14 protein-coding genes are annotated in these 14,654 nt (G+C 68.6%); 8 read left to right on the top strand and 6 right to left on the bottom strand.

The features are described from left to right. Nucleotides 1–56 precede the first annotated feature (56 nt). Nucleotides 57–323, top strand: a complete 267-nt coding sequence (locus T8T21_RS05210; protein WP_322337071.1) for an acyl carrier protein — start codon at nt 57–59, stop codon at nt 321–323. Further along, nucleotides 320–1,537 (top strand): beta-ketoacyl-[acyl-carrier-protein] synthase family protein, encoded by a 1,218-nt coding sequence (locus T8T21_RS05205; protein WP_322337070.1) that lies wholly within the window; start codon nt 320–322, stop codon nt 1,535–1,537. The genes T8T21_RS05210 and T8T21_RS05205 overlap by 4 nt, the downstream gene beginning before the upstream one ends. Before the next feature lie 75 nt (nt 1,538–1,612). On the opposite strand, the gene T8T21_RS05200 is transcribed toward T8T21_RS05205, so the two are convergent. Continuing rightward, nucleotides 1,613–2,347 (bottom strand): invasion associated locus B family protein, encoded by a 735-nt coding sequence (locus T8T21_RS05200; RefSeq protein ID WP_322337069.1) that lies wholly within the window; start codon nt 2,345–2,347, stop codon nt 1,613–1,615. Between the two features lie 542 nt (nt 2,348–2,889). Here T8T21_RS05200 and T8T21_RS05195 point away from each other — a divergent pair. Then, nucleotides 2,890–3,309: a DUF4440 domain-containing protein gene (locus T8T21_RS05195; RefSeq protein WP_322337068.1), complete on the top strand. Its 420-nt coding sequence runs from the start codon at nt 2,890–2,892 to the stop codon at nt 3,307–3,309. 86 nt (nt 3,310–3,395) lie between these two features. Here the strand turns inward: T8T21_RS05195 and T8T21_RS05190 are convergent, their stop codons facing one another. The 4 genes from T8T21_RS05190 to T8T21_RS05175 are packed head-to-tail and all read right to left on the bottom strand — an operon-like array spanning nt 3,396 to nt 7,428. Further along, a complete protein-coding gene (locus T8T21_RS05190; protein WP_183469576.1) occupies nt 3,396–4,703 on the bottom strand; it encodes an HlyC/CorC family transporter in 1,308 nt (435 codons plus the stop codon). Between the two features lie 54 nt (nt 4,704–4,757). Further along, a complete protein-coding gene (locus T8T21_RS05185) occupies nt 4,758–5,687 on the bottom strand; it encodes a site-specific tyrosine recombinase XerD (RefSeq protein ID WP_322337456.1) in 930 nt (309 codons plus the stop codon). Nucleotides 5,688–5,701: 14 nt separating this feature from the next. After that, nucleotides 5,702–7,261 carry a hypothetical protein gene (locus T8T21_RS05180; protein WP_322337067.1) on the bottom strand — a complete coding sequence of 520 codons (1,560 nt, stop codon included), beginning with the start codon at nt 7,259–7,261 and terminating at the stop codon, nt 5,702–5,704. Beyond that, complete coding sequence (locus T8T21_RS05175) at nt 7,258–7,428, bottom strand: hypothetical protein (protein ID WP_183469772.1); 171 nt, start codon at nt 7,426–7,428, stop codon at nt 7,258–7,260. Before T8T21_RS05175 ends, T8T21_RS05180 begins: the two co-directional genes overlap by 4 nt. A gap of 143 nt (nt 7,429–7,571) precedes the next feature. Between T8T21_RS05175 and T8T21_RS05170 the strand changes: the two genes are divergently transcribed. The 3 genes from T8T21_RS05170 to T8T21_RS05160 all read left to right on the top strand — a co-directional run bounded on the left by T8T21_RS05170 (nt 7,572) and on the right by T8T21_RS05160 (nt 10,089). Next, nucleotides 7,572–8,150: a shikimate kinase gene (locus T8T21_RS05170; RefSeq protein ID WP_322337066.1), complete on the top strand. Its 579-nt coding sequence runs from the start codon at nt 7,572–7,574 to the stop codon at nt 8,148–8,150. A gap of 2 nt (nt 8,151–8,152) precedes the next feature. Beyond that, nucleotides 8,153–9,283 carry a 3-dehydroquinate synthase gene (gene aroB / locus T8T21_RS05165; RefSeq protein ID WP_322337065.1) on the top strand — a complete coding sequence of 377 codons (1,131 nt, stop codon included), beginning with the start codon at nt 8,153–8,155 and terminating at the stop codon, nt 9,281–9,283. Between the two features lie 188 nt (nt 9,284–9,471). Next, nucleotides 9,472–10,089, top strand: coding sequence for an outer membrane protein (locus T8T21_RS05160; protein ID WP_322337064.1), 618 nt, complete (start codon nt 9,472–9,474; stop codon nt 10,087–10,089). Nucleotides 10,090–10,167: 78 nt separating this feature from the next. Here the strand turns inward: T8T21_RS05160 and T8T21_RS05155 are convergent, their stop codons facing one another. Beyond that, entirely contained in the window at nt 10,168–11,364 is a 1,197-nt protein-coding gene (locus T8T21_RS05155) for a pyridoxal phosphate-dependent aminotransferase (RefSeq protein WP_322337063.1), read from the bottom strand. A 210-nt stretch (nt 11,365–11,574) separates the two neighbouring features. Here T8T21_RS05155 and cysS point away from each other — a divergent pair, with 210 nt between their 5' ends. Further along, nucleotides 11,575–13,029 (top strand): cysteine--tRNA ligase, encoded by a 1,455-nt coding sequence (cysS, locus tag T8T21_RS05150; protein ID WP_322337062.1) that lies wholly within the window; start codon nt 11,575–11,577, stop codon nt 13,027–13,029. Further along, complete coding sequence (gene cimA / locus T8T21_RS05145) at nt 13,026–14,654, top strand: citramalate synthase (RefSeq protein ID WP_322337061.1); 1,629 nt, start codon at nt 13,026–13,028, stop codon at nt 14,652–14,654. The genes cysS and cimA overlap by 4 nt, the downstream gene beginning before the upstream one ends.

The following is a 14,654-nucleotide window of genomic DNA, read 5'->3' as shown; positions in this document are numbered from 1 at the left end:
GCGTCGCAGCGATTAGATCAGGGGCAGGACAAGCAGCTGCAGGGGATGCGGGGCGGATGGATTTGCGTGAAAAGGTGATTGCCATCATCGCCGATCAGGCGATGCTCGAGCCGGCGGACGTGACGCCGGAGCAGAGCCCGGCCGATCTCGGAATCGACAGTCTCGGTCTCGTCGAGAGCATCTTCGCGATCGAGGAGGCGTTCGACATCTCGGTGCCGTTCAACGCCAACGCCCCCGAGGAGAGCGGCTTCGACATCTCCTCGGTCGGGGCGATCGTCGCCGCGGTCGAGCGGCTGGTCCAGGACCGGCACGCCGCCGCATGACCGGCGCGCGTCGCGTCGTCATCACCGGCTCGGGCACGATAAACAGCCTCGGCCACGACGTGCCCACGACGCTGGCCGCGATGCGCGAGGGACGCTGCGGCATCGGCCCGCTCGACCTGCGCGACGCCGAGCGCCTTTCGGTGCGCATCGGCGGGCAGGTCCGTGATTTCGACCCGCAGGCGCATTTCGACCGCCAGCGGATCGTCCTCTACGATCGTTTCACCCAGTTCGCGCTCATCGCCGCGGCCGAGGCAATGGCGCAGTCGGGGATCACCTTCGACGGCGAGGCGGGCGAGATGTCGGGCGTGGTGCTGGGCACCGCCGGCGGGGGCCTCGGCACCTCGGATGACAGCTACCGCGCCGTCTATGAGGAGGGGAAGAACCGTGTTCACCCCTTCGTCGTGCCCAAGCTGATGAACAACGCCGCCGCGAGCCATGTCAGCATGACCTACGGGCTGCGCGGCCCGAGCTTTACCGTCGCCACCGCCTGCGCCAGTTCGAACCACGCGATGGGGCTGGCCTTCCAGATGATCCGTTCCGGCATGTGCCGGGCCATGCTCACCGGCGGCTCGGAGGCGATGCTGTGCTTTGGCGGGATCAAGGCCTGGGAAGGGCTGCGGGTGATGTCCAAGGATGGCTGCCGCCCGTTCAGCGCCACCCGCAACGGCATGGTGCAGGGCGAGGGGGCGGCGGTGTTCGTGTTCGAGGAATACGAACATGCCCGCGCCCGCGGTGCCGAGATCCTGGCCGAGGTCACGGGCTTCGGCATGACGGCGGATGCGGCCGATATCGTCATGCCCTCGACGGAAGGGGCCGTCCGGGCGATGCGGGCCGCGCTGAGCGATGCGGGCCTCGCGCCGGAGGCGGTGGGCTATGTCAACGCCCATGGCACGGGCACGACCGCCAATGATCGCAGCGAATGTGCCGCCGTGGCGCAGGTCTTTGGCTCCGCCGCCGAGCAGTTGATGATCTCCTCGACCAAGTCGATGCATGGCCACCTGATCGGCGCCACCGGCGCGGTCGAGCTGCTGGCCTGCATCATGGCGCTGCGCGAGGGCGTGATCGCGCCGACTATCGGATACGAAGCGCCTGACCCGGACTGCCCGCTCGACGTGGTGCCCAACGAGGCGCGCGAGGCGCGGGTCGAGGCGGTGCTGTCCAACGCGTTTGCCTTCGGCGGCATGAACGCGGTTCTGGCCCTCAAGGCCGCCTGATCAAGGATTGGCAACCGAACGTGAAAACGGCGCGGCCCACTCGGGACCGCGCCGTCGATAGGCCTATGGGCCGTATTACTGCGCGCGTTCGGAAACTGCCGCGAAGCCCGCGGTGAAGCCCGAGAGCGACATGTCGAGCAGGACCTCCTGGTCGGGCGCGGCGGCGGGCACGATCCGCAGCGTTCCCTTGGCGCCGCGCTTGAAGGCATCGAGCTGCGGTTGCGACAGGCCGAAGCGTGCCACGCAGCCAGCCCGGTTGCAGAAGCCGAAGGGATAACGGGCCGCCTGGCCACCATCGATCGAGACGCTCAGCTGTTCGGTCAACAGGGTCTCCAGCGGCGCGACCACGGTGACGCCGGCCGCGGCCTGCGACTCGGCGTTCAGCGGCAGCACGGTGACCTCGGCCACGGCGTTGCCCTCACCATCTTCGAGCAGCTGGTAAAGCTGGCACGGCTCGGCCTCGCCCTCGGGGACGCGCATGCAGCGCAGCGACCAATCGCCATGGGTCTCGGCGACGTAGGGCTGGCCCGGGCGCTCACCCTCGGGGGCGGCGGGTGCCTCCATAGCAGGCGCTTCGGCTGCCGGTGCTTCGGTCTCGGCGGGCACGTCGGCCTCTGCCGGGGTTTCGGCATCGGCAGGCGCTTCGGCCTCCGTGGGCGCTTCGGGCGCCGCCGGGGTCTCTGCGGGGGCGGCGTCGGCGGGGGCGTCGCTTTGCTCGGTGGGGGCCGGCGTCGCGGCCTCCTGCGCGGTCAGCGGGGCGGCGAGGGCCAGCAGCGCGGCGCTGGCCAGAAGGGTCAGTCGGTTCGACATGTAGCGGTCCCGTTTGTCTGTTTCGACAGCGGCTTAACACGCGGCCCGGGTCCTGTCAGGCGGGAATGAGGATACGCCGCGGCGATCCGCCGAATCGAAAAAGGGACCGCGCGAGCGACCCCTTTCCCGGTTCTCCCTGTCGGACTTGGCCGACTAATTGGCCGCAAGCTACGCAATGCCGAGCGTCGCGTCAACCGCTAAGCAGCGGGGCCAAGTGGCGGGACATGCGGCAAAAAAACCGCGCCCGAGGGCGCGGCAAGTCTGACAGGGAGGACGCCGGGCGCCATGCCCGGCAGGATCAACATATCACGAAACCGCTAACAGGAGATTGCTTCAATCGCGCCGTTCACGAATTCCGGCCAAATCTGTGTCGCCAAGGCCAACTGGCTGCAAGCCAAGGACTATTGGCGGTGAATGCACACCACTGAAGTGAGTGTACGATTTTAGACATAACCCACGGTTTAACGTTGCTGACGGAACGGAAACATTGGTGTAACGTTCGTGCCACGGGAGCGAAGAATATCATGCAGGGGAGGAACAGCATGGATTCGAAGACCGAGGAACTCTGGTCGCAGGAAAAACAGCACTGGTTCGATGGCGCGTCCTTCTACGAGCGGGAGTTGGCTCCGGGCGCTGCCATGGTCATCCCATATCCCGCTGGGCTGCAGGACCGTGCCGATGCGCTGGAGGGTCTCAAACCCGCCCGCCAATGGGAGGCGATCGAATTGTACGATCAGAACGTGACCCGAAAAGGCGACACCGTGCTTCTCAGCTACCGTGTCGTCGCATGGCGCGACTGCTGCTCGGCGCCGCTGCGCGCCCGTTGCGCGTCCACCTATCTCGACGATGACGGCCGCTGGCTGCGGCTGTCGCATGAGCGCGAGCCGATCCAGGATCCGGCGTCGAAAGTCGCGATCCTGCGTCGTCCCGATCGCGATGCAGCCCGGCTCGGCGCCGCATAGGCGCCTCGCAACCAACCAACCCAGGGAAAAAGCCGGCCCGCATAGCGGACCGGCTTTTTGCATAGCGGTTCAGGTCATCTCACAGCTCAGCTCGGATCGAGCGGCCTGATCTTCAGCGTCGCGAGGCGGTTCTCTTCCTTGGCGACCACTTCGAAGCGGAAGCCGTGGAAGCTGAATACCTGGCCTTCGGTGGGGATCATCTGTGCCTCGTGGATCACCAGGCCGGCGATGGTGTTGGCCTCCTCGTCGGGCAGGTTCCAGTCCTGGCGCCGGTTCAGGTCGCGGATCGTCATCGAGCCGTCGATGATGTAGGCGCCGTCCTCGGTCATCGCGATCGGCTCTTCGCGCTCGGCGTCGAACTCGTCCGAGATCTCGCCGACGATCTCCTCGAGGATGTCCTCGAGCGTGATCAGGCCGCGCAGCGCGCCGTATTCGTCCACCACCAGCGCAAAATGCGTGTGCCGCCGCAGAAACTGGCGCATCTGGTCGTCGAGCGTTGTGGTCTCGGGAATGAAATAGGGCGTCATCGCGACATCCATGATGTCGAAATTCTCGAGCTCCGCGGTCTCGACCGCGCCGTCGCCCATCATCTTGTGCATCGCGCGCAACAGATCCTTGGCGTGCAGGATGCCGACGATGTTCTCGGGCTCGTCGCGATAGAGCGGCAGTCGCGTATGCGGGCTGTCGAGGCAGAGCTTGAGGATCTCGGTCGCGGGCAGGCTCGCATCGATCATCGCGATGTTGGAGCGGTGCAGCATCACCTCTTCGACCGTGCGGTCGCCGAGGTCGAGCGCGCCGAGAATGCGGTCGCGGTCCTCGCGATCGACCACGCCTTCCTCATGGCCAAGGCTCAGCGCGCCGGCGATCTCCTCGCGCACTGCGAGCACGTTGGTATCGGGGTCGGTGCGCACGCCGAACATGCGTAGCAGGGCTCGCACCAGCACCTGCACGGCCGAGACGACGGGCGCGAAGATCAGGATGACCCAGCCGATGGGCCGCGCCACCCGGCTGGCCATCGTTTCGGCGTTGGTGATGGCATAGGTCTTGGGCAGCACCTCGGCGAAGATCAGCACCAGGAGCGTCATCACCAGCGTCGCCGCCGCCACGCCGCTGTCGCCGAAGACCCGGGTGAGCAGGGCGGTGGCCAGCGAGGTGGCGAGGATGTTGACGACGTTGTTGCCGAGCAGCACCGAGCCGATCAGCCGCTCGTTGTCCTCGGTGACGTGCAGCGCCTGCGCCGCGCCGCGATGCCCGCGATCGGCGGCGGCGCGCAGCTTGCCGCGCGAGGCGGCGGTGAGTGCGGTCTCGGAACCCGAGAAGAAGGCCGAAGCCACCAGCAGGAGGAGGATCGCGGTTGCTGTGATCCAGAAGGCGGCGTCTAGGGCGGTGTCCATGGGGTCCTTCGCGGTTGGATGGTCCCCTGATTTATGGACCGTGGGGCCGCAGGTTCAACCCTCGCCGCGCCGAAGTGGCCGTGCGAGGGGGTGATGTTCGTGCACCAGCGCGCTCAATCGCTCGCCTTGGACATGGGTATAGATCTCGGTGGTCGAGAGATCGGCATGCCCGAGAAGCGCCTGGATCGCGCGCAGATCGGCCCCACCGGCGAGCAGATGGCTGGCAAAGGCATGGCGCAGCACATGCGGCGTTACCTGGTCGGGGGACAGGCCCGCTGCGGCGGCCAGCTCCTTGATCATCACGAAGAAGCTCTGACGGGTCAGGTGCCCGTCGCGACCGCGCGCCGGGAACAGGAAGCGCGACGCGGGCTTGCCCGCCGCCGTAACCTCGGCCTCGCGTGCGTCGCGGCGTTCGAGCCACGCCGCCACGGCGGCGCGGGCCGGGCGCGACAGTGGCACCATTCTCTCGCGCCCGCCCTTGCCGCGCACCAGAAGCATCTCAGGATCGCCCCTGAGCGATGCGACCGGCAGGCTTACCAGTTCCGACACCCGCAAGCCGGTGGCATAGAGCAGTTCCATCAGGCAGGTGGCGCGCAGCGGATCGCGTGGATGGCTGCGGGCCGCGGCGAGCAATGCCTCGACCTGCTCGCGGGTGAGCGTACCGGGCAGGCGCCGGGTCCGGCCCGGCCCCTTGAGCCGGATCGCGGGATTGTCCTCGCGCCAGCCTTCTTCGAAGGCAAAGCGGTAGAGCTGGCGGATCGAGGAAAGCCGACGGGCCCGTGTGGCACTCGACAACCCCTCGGCCTCGCAGGCTACCAGGTAGTCCTCGACCTGGTCCTGGGTGGCGGTGGCGAAATGTGCCTCGCGCCGCGCCAGCCAGCCGGCGAAATCGTTGAGGTCGCGCCCATAGGCCAGGAGCGTGTTGCGCGCCGCGTCGAGCTCGGCCGCCTGCGCTTCGAGAAAGGCCGAGATCCAGTGCCCCATGGGGCGGGTGGCGCTCACCCGTGGCGCCCCAAGAGCAGCGATTGCAGCGCGATGCGCCGGGCCTGATCCTCGAGCCCGACCATGCGCAGCGTGGCGAGCCCCTCGGCCAACGCGCCGGTATCCCCGGCCTGGCCTTCGTCGATCAAGGAGATCGCACGCAGGATCACCTCGCCGACGCGACCCTCGTCGATCATGTCGAGCAGTGGCTGTGACGGCTCGGCCTCGGTGAAGCCGCTCAGCACCGCGAGGGCGATGGGCTCCTCGGGGTCGGTCTCGGGCCGGGCATCATCCGGCACACCGCGCGCCAGCGCCACCAACAGCTCTTCGCGCGGATCGCGCGGCGTGCGCGCTTGGGCGGCCGCCTCGTAATCCGGGCCGAGCAGGCCGATCTCGAAGACCAGATCGGCGGCGTCATCCTCAAGGTCGAGCGCCGCGAGATCGGTGCCGTAATGCTGCGCGAAGGGCACCTCGAGCCGCGCCTCGCGCATCGCCTCCCAAGCCTCGGGCAGGGCGGCGGCCACCTTGTCGGCCGCGTTGTCGCGCAGCGCGGTATCGAGCGCCTGGACCGCCTTGGCTCGGTCCCAGACGCCGCCTGAGGCAGCCGGCACGCGATCGGTATAGATACCGATCAGCCGCGCCGGTTCGATCGCGCCGTGGCGGGCCAGCCGTTCGGCCGCCTCGAGTTGCGCCCGCCACGCCTTGGTCGGACGCAGGTCGGCCTGGCTGAAGGCACGGGGCAGGGCGGAGGCGGGCATCGCTTCGCCCACCGCCTCGAGCAGCCGGTAGACCAGCGGCGTAACCCGCTCCGGAGCTTCGAGCGGCGGCTCTCCCTCATAGAGGTCGGGATCGAGGAACCGCGAGAGCATCGCATCCTCGAGATCGGTGATCTCACCCAGCGCCCGGGCGGAGTTCAGCGTCAGCGCCGCCGCTTGCCAGTCGCCCTCGCGCGCGAGGCAGAAGATCCGCGCGAGCATGGTCGGCGCGATCGTCGGCTTGTTGCGCATGGCGCGACAGGCGCGGTTCTCCTCGCCGGTGAGCAGGGCGGTGTCGAACCAGCGGCGGAATCGCTCGGGTTCGTCCGGGCCGGCCTCGGCCAGCATCTCGGCGGCCGGCTCCAGCGCCCCCATCTCCAGCAACCGGTCGATCCGGGCGAGAAACAGCGTGCCGCGGGCATCGGCGTCACGGGGCGGGTCGGTCTCGGCGATCATCAGCAGCCGCAGCAACTGCTCGACCGCGGGGAGCGAGTCGAGCTTCTGCGCCGCGATCAGCGCGGCGAGCTGATCCTGCTCGCTTTGCGACCACAGTCCGCGCGGCAGCCCCGAGATTCGCGGCGCCACCAGACCCACCGCGTCGGGCGGGTTGGCGTCGAGCGGCTGCACGGTAACCTGCGGAGCAGCGGCGCTGTCGGCGACGGGCGGCTCGGTCGCGCCGGCACCGGGCGTCTCGGGCAGCGGTGCCACCGAGCGCGACAGCCAGTCGATCGCCGAGAGCGGCGCACCGTCCTCCGGCTGTTCCTGCGCCGCGACGCCTTGGCCCAGCAGCAGCAGCGCGACGGCCAGCCCCGCCCGGCTCACTGCCCGATCTCGAGGGTGATGGGCTTCACCACCTCCGTGGCGGGGGCAGCGAAATCCGCGGGGAACAGCATCGGCCCCACATAGGCGTAGGCCAGAAGCCCCAGCGCCGCCAGCACCACGAGGATCAGCGCCGCTTTCACCAGCGCCCAGATCAGTCGTCTCAACATCCCGCTCGTCCTCTTGCCCCGGTCCACGGGCGGCCGCGCGCCGCCTCTTTCGAGCGATTCATAACTGGTCTTTCGAGCGAGATCACGTCATTCAGGGCATGAATTTGCACGGGCCCGCCGGTCGGGTCGCGATCGGGGGAGCAATGGGGGCGGATAGGGCGCACAGGACGGGGCGGACGCGAGCGGCGCGGCTCGGCCGGCCGGTGGTGCTGGTCGGCATGATGGGGTCGGGCAAGACCGCCATCGGCAAGGCACTCGCCGCCCGGCTCGGCTGCGGTTTCGTCGACAGCGACGCGGCCATCGAAGAGGCGGCGAAATGCTCGATCGCCGAGATCTTCGCCCGTGACGGCGAGAAATTCTTCCGCGCCCGCGAGAGCGAGGTCCTGTCGCGGCTGCTCGACGCCGGGCCGCGCGTCGTCTCGACCGGGGGCGGGGCCTTTCTCGCGCCCCGCAATCGCGAAGCCATCGCCGAACGCGGCGTGGCGTTGTGGCTCGATGCCGATCTCGACCTGCTCTGGGAGCGCGTGCGACACAAGTCGACACGCCCCTTGCTGCGGACGCCCGACCCGCGCGGCACGCTGGCGCGGCTGCTCGAGGAGCGTCGCCCGGTCTATGCGCAGGCGCCGCTGCGGCTGATCGCGCGGCCCGGCGATTCGATCGACACCACCACCGACCGGGTGCTGGCGCTGCTCGCCACGCGGCCCGACATACTGGAGAGCTGAAGATGACCGCCACCGCCCCCGCCACGGTCCGGGTCGATCTGCCCGGCCGCGCCTACGACATTCATATCGGCACGGGCATCCTGGCGCGCACCGGACAGTGGCTCAAGCCGCTGATGGGCCGTCGCCGGGTGGCGATCCTGACCGACGAGACGGTGGCCGCGGCCCATCTCGACGCGCTCGAGGCCGGGCTGGCGGTCGAGGGGATCGATTCGATCAGTCTGGCGCTGCCCTCGGGCGAGGCGACGAAGTCCTGGGAGGGCCTGTCGCGCGCGACCGAGTGGCTGATCGAGAACCGGGTCGAGCGTGGTGATCTGGTGATCGCGTTCGGCGGCGGCGTGATCGGCGATCTGGCAGGCTTTGCGGCCGCCATCGCGCTGCGCGGCATCCGCTTCGTGCAGATCCCGACCACGCTGCTGGCGCAGGTTGACAGCTCGGTCGGTGGCAAGACCGGGATCAACACCGCGCAGGGCAAGAACCTCGCCGGGGCGTTCCACCAGCCGGTCATGGTGCTGGCCGATATCGGGCTTCTGGAAACGCTGCCCGCGCGCGAGTTCCTCTCCGGCTATGGCGAGGTGGTGAAATACGGGCTCCTGGGCGATGCGGCGTTCTTCGAATGGCTCGAGGCCCAAGGCCCGGCGCTGCGCGATGGCGACCGCGCCGCCCGACTCGAGGCGGTCCGGAGATCCTGCGAGATGAAGGCCGAGATCGTGATGCGCGACGAGACCGAGCAGGGCGACCGCGCGCTGCTCAATCTCGGCCATACCTTCTGCCACGCGTTGGAGGCGGCCACCGGTTATTCCGACCGGCTCCGTCACGGCGAGGGGGTCGCGATCGGCTGCGCGCTGGCCTTCGACCTGTCGGCCCGGCTCGGCCTGTGTCCGCAGGAGGACCCCTCGCGGCTGCGTGCGCATCTCTCGGCGATGGGCATGCGCTCGGATCTGAGCCACATCCCCGGCACGCTGCCGCCGGCCGAAGCGCTCTTGGGTCTGATGGGGCAGGACAAGAAGGTCCGCGACGGGCGCCTGCGCTTTGTCCTGGCGCGCGGCATCGGGCAGGCCTTCGTCACCTCTGATGTGCCGGCCGAGGCGGTGCTGCAGGTGTTGCGGGATAGCAACCACGCCACTTCGGCGTGATTTAGCCTATTGACGGCAGGGGCTTGCCCGCTGCCGCGACAGGGTTGTGCGGTTTTGCGGAACTGCATTGAACTTCATACTGCGTCATGTGTTGTAGGCGCGGACGGGCTGGAACAGCCGGTCCGTCCGTTCCGGTCGTCGCCTCCCTGAATTTTCCGGCGGCCGGGCTTTGAAGAACAGGAGCTACCATGAAGTTCACGACCTCCTCCATTGCACTCGCCCTCGGCGTTGTTGCCGCCCCCGCCTTCGCTGGCGGCCTCTCCATGCCGGTCGCCGACCCGGTGGCCCCCGCGGCCCCGGTCGCCGTTGCCCCCGTCGCCGTGGCGCCCAGCGCCGACTGGACCGGCCTCTATGTCGGCGGCCAGCTCGGCTACGGCCAAGCTGAAACCGATGATGGCGCATTCGACGAGGAAGGCGCTACCTACGGTGCCCAGCTCGGCTACAACTACGACTTCGGCCGTTTCGTGATGGGCGGCGAGATCGCCTATGTCGGCACCGAGATCGGTGACGAGGATGCGGGCGCCGAGATCGACGGCGTGGCCACCGCCAAGCTGCGCGCGGGCTACGACGCCGGCGCCTTCCTGCCCTACGTGACCGCTGGTTACGCTAGCGCCTACACCGCGGACGAAGTCGCCGGTGACGACCAGTTCGACGGCTACGTCTACGGTGCCGGTGTCGACTACAAGGTCAGCGAGAACATCATCGTGGGCGGCGAAGTGCTGCAGCACGAGTTCGAGGACCTGGGCGACAGCGACGTCGATCTCGACGCGACCACCGCCGCGCTGCGCGTGTCCTACCAGTTCTGATCGCACACCGGCCCGGCGTTTCCGCCGGGCCGGTTCGATCGGGACAAGGGCCGCCATGGCGGTCCAAGAGGGGGTCGGTCACGGCCCCCTTTTTCGTGCCTGCTCCGCCGCGAAGCCGAGCAGACGGCGCAAGGCGTCCTCGAAGCGGTCATCCGCCACGGTCAGGGCCACGCGCACATGCCCCGCCGCCGCACGGCCGAAGCTTTCCCCCGGCATCACCGCGATCGCCTCTTCTCCGAGCAGCGCGAGGGCGAAGGCCTCACCCTCGAGACCGGTCGCCCGGATGTCGAGAAAGGCATACATCGCGCCCTGCATCGGCACCGCCCGCACCACGTCCTGCGCCGCAAGGAGCCGCGCGACGATGTCGCGCCGCCGCCGGAACGGCGCGGCCACCTCGGCTTCGAAGGCCGGCCCCATGCGGAGCGCGTGCAGCGCGGCGTCCTGCACGAAGCCCGGAATGCCGTAGGTCATGTGGGTCGCCAGGTCCTCCAGCGCGGCGATCGCGGCGCGCGGGCCGACGATCCAGCCGACCCGGCTACCGGTCATGGCATGACCCTTGGAAAGAGATCCCACCACAAGCGTGCGTTCGGCCAGACCGGGCAGGGCGCGCGGGCTGAGATGCTCCCCCTCCCAAACCTGGCTTTCATAGACTTCGTCCGAGATCAGCCAGAGATCGCGGCGCCCACACAGCGCGCCGATCTCCTCAAGCGCCGGGCGCCCGTAGACCGCACCGGTCGGGTTGTTGGGCGTGTTGATCAGCAGCGATCGCGCGTGGCCCTCGAAGCCGTCGATCACGGCCTCGATCGCCTCGGCGCGGGGCACGAAGCCGTCCCGTGCCCTCGCCTCGACGGCAAGGGGCACGGCGTCTGCGCCCCGGATCGTGCCAGGATAGGTGGCGTAATAGGGATCGATATAGAGCGCACCGTCGCCCGGATCGCAGCTTGCATGATGCGCCATGAACAGCGCCGCCTGACCGCCGGGAACGACCAGCACCTCCTCGGGTGCGGTGGCGATGCCGCTCTGGGCAGTGACGCGGTGGGCGATCTCGGCGCGCAGCTCGGGGATACCGGGCACCGCGGCGTAGCCGGTATGCCCGTCCCGCGCCGCCGCATCCATCGCGTCGAGGATGCGCGAGTCGGTGCGGATGTCGTGTTCCCCGATGGTCAGCTCGACGACGGGCCGGCCCTCGGCGATCATGCGGCGGGCCTTGCGGAACAGGTCCCAGCCGTCGGGGCCGCCGCCGGTGATGCGGGTGATGCGATGCGAAAGCGTCATGCAGCGCAACAGGCCGCAGGGCCGCGCCGCTGTCAATCGCGCGAAACGCTGGACGGGGCGGGGTGCGGCTGCTAGATCGCTGGCCATGACGAGCACGAGCAACATCATCGGCTGCATCATTTCCTGCTGACTTGCGTCACGCGGGCCGCTCTCACGTTTCCCCATGGAACACAGGATCAGCCCGCCGGCGTCACCGCCTGCGAGGCCCACATGACGACGATCCGCCTGCACGACACCAAAACCCGCCGCAAGGTGGAGTTCACGCCGATCGATCCGGAGAATGTCCGGCTCTATGTCTGCGGGCCGACGGTCTATGACCGGGCGCATCTGGGCAATGCGCGCCCGGTTCTGGTCTTCGATCTGCTCTACCGGCTGCTGCGCGAGGTCCATGGGCGCGAGCGCGTGACCTATGCCCGCAACTTCACCGACGTCGATGACAAGATCAACGCCCGCGCCGCCGCCACCGGGCGGCCGATCCGCGAGATCACCGACGAGACGATCCTGTGGTATCATCAGGACATGGACAGCCTGGGCGCGCTGCGCCCCGATCACGAGCCGCGGGCCACCGACTACGTGGGCCAGATGGTCGCGATGATCGAGCGCCTCGCGCTTTCGGGCCATGCCTATGCCGCCGAAGGGCACGTGATGTTCTCGGTGGCAAGCTACCAGGCCTATGGCGCGCTGTCGGGCCGCGCGGTCGAGGACATGATCGCCGGCGCCCGCGTCGAGGTCGCGCCCTACAAGCGCGATCCGATGGATTTCGTGCTCTGGAAGCCCTCGGCTGACGACGAGCCCGGTTGGGACGGCCCGGTGATCGCCGGCAAGAGCGTCGGGCGCGGCCGTCCGGGCTGGCACATCGAATGCTCGGCCATGGCCTACCAGCTCTTCGGCGAGAGCTTCGACATCCATGGCGGCGGCATCGACCTGCAGTTTCCCCACCATGAGAACGAGATCGCGCAATCGGCCTGCGCCCATCCGGGGGGCGATTTCGCCCGCATCTGGATGCATAACGAGATGCTGCAGGTAGAGGGCAAGAAGATGTCCAAGTCCCTGGGCAACTTCTTCACCGTGCGCGATCTGCTCGATCGGGGCGTCGCCGGCGAAGTGATCCGCTTCGTCATGCTTGGCACCCATTATCGCAAGCCGATGGATTGGACCGAGGAGAAGCGTCTCGAAGCCGAGGCGACGCTCGCCAAGTGGTATGGCGTGCTGCATGCGCATGGCTTCACCGCCAAGATGGTGGCCGACCTCAAGGCCGCTGGCGACTGGGCGATGGATTCCGAGTTCCTCGGCGTGCTAGCCAATGACCTCAACACCCCCGGCGCCATCGCGCGGATGCATGTGCTGGCCCAGGCCCGCACCCCGGCCAAGCTGGTGCCCTTTGCCGCCGCGCTCGAACTGATGGGGCTGATCGAGGATTGGGATGCCCTGGCCGATCTCGCCGGGGCCGAAGCCGCGCCCGAGATCGCACCCGAGATCGACGCCAAGGTCACCGCCTTGCTGACCCGCCGCGCCGAGGCGCGCGCCGCCAAGGACTGGGCCGAGGCCGACCGGATCCGCGACATTCTCAACGCCGCCGGCGTGCAGGTGACCGACATGGGCGGTCAGGCGAGCTGGCAGCCCGGGCCGGATTTCGACGCCGCCAAGCTGGAGGGCACGGCATGACCGACCGGCTCTATCTCTACGACACCACCCTGCGTGACGGGCAGCAGACCCAGGGCGTGCAGTTCTCGACCCGCGAGAAGATCCAGATCGCGCGGGCGCTCGACGCGCTCGGCATCGACCAGATCGAGGGTGGCTGGCCGGGTGCCAACCCCACCGACAGCGAGTTCTTCGAGGTGGCGCCCGACACCCGCGCCCCGATCACCGCCTTCGGCATGACCAAGCGCGCCGGGCGCTCGGCCGCCAATGACGAGGTGCTGGCAGCGGTGCTGAACGCGGGCACGCCTTCGGTCTGCATCGTCGGCAAGACGCATGATTTCCACGTCACTACGGCGCTGGGCATCACGCTGGAGGAGAACCTCGACAACATCCGCGAGTCGATCGCGCATATCGTGGCGCAGGGCCGCGAGGCGCTGTTCGATGCCGAGCATTTCTTCGACGGCTGGAAGGCCAACCCGGACTACACCCTCGCCGCCATTCGCGCCGCCTATGACGCCGGCGCGCGCTGGGTCGTGCTGTGTGACACCAATGGCGGCTCCATGCCCGATGAGATCGCGGCCATCACCCGCGACGTGATCGCCGCCGGCATCCCGGGCGATCATCTGGGCATCCATTGCCACGACGACACCGGGCAGGCGGTCGCCTGTTCGCTCGCCGCGGTCGAGGCTGGGGCGCGCCAGATCCAGGGCACGCTGAACGGGCTCGGCGAGCGCTGCGGCAACGCCAACCTGACCACGCTGATCCCGACGCTGCTGCTCAAGGAGCCTTTCGCCTCGCGCTACGAGACCGGCGTGACGCTCGACGCGCTCAAGGGGCTGCGCCGCGCCTCGCGTCTCCTGGACGACATCCTCAACCGTGTGCCGATGAAGCAGGCGCCCTATGTCGGCGCCTCGGCCTTCGCGCACAAGGCCGGGCTGCACGCCTCGGCCATCGTCAAGAATCCCTCCACCTACGAGCACATCGAGCCCGCCCTCGTCGGCAACAGCCGCATCGTGCCGATGTCGAACCAGGCCGGGCAGTCGAACCTGCGCGAGCGCCTGTCCCGCGCCGGCATCGAGGTGGAAAAGGGCGATCCGGCGCTGACCCGCATCCTCGATCGCATCAAGGAGCAGGAATCGCGCGGCTATTCTTATGACACGGCGCAAGCCAGCTTCGAGCTTCTGGCGCTCGACGAATTGGGCCGCCTGCCGGATTTCTTCGAGGTCAAACGCTACCGCGTCACGGTCGAGCGCCGTCGCAACAAGCGCGGCAAGATGGTCTCGCTCTCCGAGGCGGTGGTCGTGGTGAAGATCGGCGGCGAAAAGGTGATGAGCGTCTCCGAGAGCGCCGGGCCGGACGGCTCGGACCGCGGCCCGGTCAACGCGCTGTCCCGCGCGCTGGGCAAGGATCTCGGCCCCTATCAATCGATCATCGACGACATGCATCTGGTCGACTTCAAGGTGCGGATCACCGATGGCGGCACCGAGGCCGTCACCCGGGTCATCATCGACAGCGAGGACGGGCAAGGCGAGCGGTGGTCGACGGTCGGGGTTTCGGCCAACATCGTCGATGCGAGCTTCGACGCGCTGGTCGACGCGATACGCTGGAAGCTGGTGCGCGATGGCGCCAAGCCGGTCGCGCGGGCCTGA

It is taken from the genome of Limimaricola variabilis, from assembly GCF_034371605.1.
Classification (GTDB): Bacteria; Pseudomonadota; Alphaproteobacteria; order Rhodobacterales; family Rhodobacteraceae; genus Limimaricola; species Limimaricola variabilis.
This window is presented reverse-complemented; position numbering and strand designations above follow the sequence as displayed.

Bases quoted from the DNA above. Each gene is read 5' to 3' on its own strand.
- T8T21_RS05210 (WP_322337071.1), top strand. From the start codon at position 57: ATGGATTTGCGTGAAAAGGTGATTGCCATCATCGCCGATCAGGCGATG.
- T8T21_RS05205 (WP_322337070.1), top strand. From the start codon at position 320: ATGACCGGCGCGCGTCGCGTCGTCATCACCGGCTCGGGCACGATAAAC.
- T8T21_RS05200 (WP_322337069.1), bottom strand. From the start codon at position 2,347: ATGTCGAACCGACTGACCCTTCTGGCCAGCGCCGCGCTGCTGGCCCTC.
- T8T21_RS05195 (WP_322337068.1), top strand. From the start codon at position 2,890: ATGGATTCGAAGACCGAGGAACTCTGGTCGCAGGAAAAACAGCACTGG.
- T8T21_RS05190 (WP_183469576.1), bottom strand. From the start codon at position 4,703: ATGGACACCGCCCTAGACGCCGCCTTCTGGATCACAGCAACCGCGATC.
- T8T21_RS05185 (WP_322337456.1), bottom strand. From the start codon at position 5,687: ATGGGGCACTGGATCTCGGCCTTTCTCGAAGCGCAGGCGGCCGAGCTC.
- T8T21_RS05175 (WP_183469772.1), bottom strand. From the start codon at position 7,428: ATGTTGAGACGACTGATCTGGGCGCTGGTGAAAGCGGCGCTGATCCTC.
- T8T21_RS05170 (WP_322337066.1), top strand. From the start codon at position 7,572: ATGGGGGCGGATAGGGCGCACAGGACGGGGCGGACGCGAGCGGCGCGG.
- aroB (WP_322337065.1), top strand. From the start codon at position 8,153: ATGACCGCCACCGCCCCCGCCACGGTCCGGGTCGATCTGCCCGGCCGC.
- T8T21_RS05160 (WP_322337064.1), top strand. From the start codon at position 9,472: ATGAAGTTCACGACCTCCTCCATTGCACTCGCCCTCGGCGTTGTTGCC.
- T8T21_RS05155 (WP_322337063.1), bottom strand. From the start codon at position 11,364: ATGACGCTTTCGCATCGCATCACCCGCATCACCGGCGGCGGCCCCGAC.
- cysS (WP_322337062.1), top strand. From the start codon at position 11,575: ATGACGACGATCCGCCTGCACGACACCAAAACCCGCCGCAAGGTGGAG.
- cimA (WP_322337061.1), top strand. From the start codon at position 13,026: ATGACCGACCGGCTCTATCTCTACGACACCACCCTGCGTGACGGGCAG.